This window comes from Okeania sp. SIO2B3, from assembly GCF_010672525.1.
Taxonomy (GTDB): domain Bacteria; phylum Cyanobacteriota; class Cyanobacteriia; order Cyanobacteriales; family Microcoleaceae; genus Okeania.
In genome coordinates, this window is sequence record NZ_JAAHGH010000234.1 from 1 (window position 1) to 1,632 (window position 1,632).

General features: G+C 42.8%; 1 protein-coding gene. It reads right to left on the minus strand.

The window, feature by feature from the left end:
* Window positions 1–30 precede the first annotated feature (30 nt).
* Window positions 31–1,122, minus strand: a complete 1,092-nt coding sequence (locus F6K15_RS37875) for a transposase (protein ID WP_293071243.1) — start codon at window positions 1,120–1,122, stop codon at window positions 31–33.
* Between the last annotated feature and the right edge of the window lie 510 nt (window positions 1,123–1,632).

A 1,632-nucleotide genomic window follows, 5' to 3' on the forward strand; every position in this document is an offset into this window, starting at 1 on the left:
AGCATTACTTTACAACGTAAAAACTGAAAACTAATCAACACAATTTTTTTTTAACAATGGAAATAATCTCCTGAGAGTAAAAGCTATGGTTCGAGAGTGAACTAAGTTGGTAAATTTTCCCGTTTGTCCTTTTTCTTGTCCATCGGAATTACTATTCAATTTGGCCTTATATTCATCGAACTTGGCCTGAACTTCTAGGCCAACTGTAGAAATTAATCGTTTCTTCCCAACAGATGTCCGACTCCAGTTATAAAGCTCCGACTTTGCGATCGCAGAACCTGAACTACTAAAACTCTCTATCTGGCCACTTGACCTCTCTTCTTGGCCAAAACCCAAGCGACGCTTAAACGCTCCTTCCGATTCAAACCGACTCAGAGGATAAGTCCGGACAAGCAGCATAGCCCGCGCCATTAACCCAAACCCGAATAAGTCAAAGACTTGGTTGAATTTTGCAAACTCCAGGCGATCGTAAACTAGAGACGATAGACGGTTTCTGAGTAATGCCTCTTGAATGTGATTGTCACAAATTTGGTTAGCTAGATAGCGGGTGTGTGAAGTGATGGTTTTTCCATATCTTGGGCCAACAGAAGAATTGTAAAGGCGATCGTATCTGTTCTTTCCTCTATCTGTGTAACGTGCCCTTTCTGCGACCCAAGAAAACAACGGCGACAAGCCGTCAATTCCAGGTGCAGAGCCTGAAAAAGCAACTTCTGGAAATGAAGATGCCAACTTAGCACGACATCTATTAATAGTGGCCGTGTTATTAGCTTTTAAGCCTTTAATATCTAGGTAAGTCTCATTAATCTCAGCGATCGCCCCAGGCTCAAATCTAAGAAAAGCTGTTTCCTTTTCCCAGTTTTTCAGAGCGTAAGTTGCTAGAGCCAGTGCGTCGGCCTGGTCGTTTTTATCTGGGAGGCGCTCTGATTTTCGTAGATATTTAACTTCAGGATGACCGACCCACCGTACCGATACGTTATGAGTTTCAGCAATAGTCGCCCATAGTTCTGAATAATTCTTGCCCGTCGGCTCCAAAGCAAGACAATTTGCTCCCTCAATAAATTCTACAAAATCTTCTACGCTGGCAGCATTTAAGTGAAAAGTTGAAGAATTGGAACGCTTCAATCTTTTGTGATTTTTAAAATGCGCGCGCAAATCCATTGGAAGCTCTGAGAGGTCCCAACAAACCAGGGAGTTCTTACAGACATCTCCCCCAATTATTCTGTTTGACATGGCGATCTTACGGTTTATTTAAAAATTCCAAAATTCACAATTCGCCTGAAAGCCGTCGAATGACAACTCAAATTACTTTCAAAACTTTGGAACCAACAACCTAGAAAGCTTGCTCATAATGCTTAAAAAGCCCGGAGACTCTCATTACTTTCAAAGCAAATACTTTCTAGGATATTACGGGCGAACCCGCGACTACCGACAATTGTTGTCGGCAGTTTCTGCGCTCACCCGCGAGCGCGTCGTCAGGCGGTTAACTTTGCCTCCAACCTTTCGTCGGGTCAAGAAGCTGCCCTAAGACAAGTTCTTTTAGCTCCTCGTGAAAGCTGAAAAAAGATGCCAAGCCACAATTGCTATTTTCTTGAATCAAAGCGATCGCCTTTTCAATATCATCCTCAGTTAGCT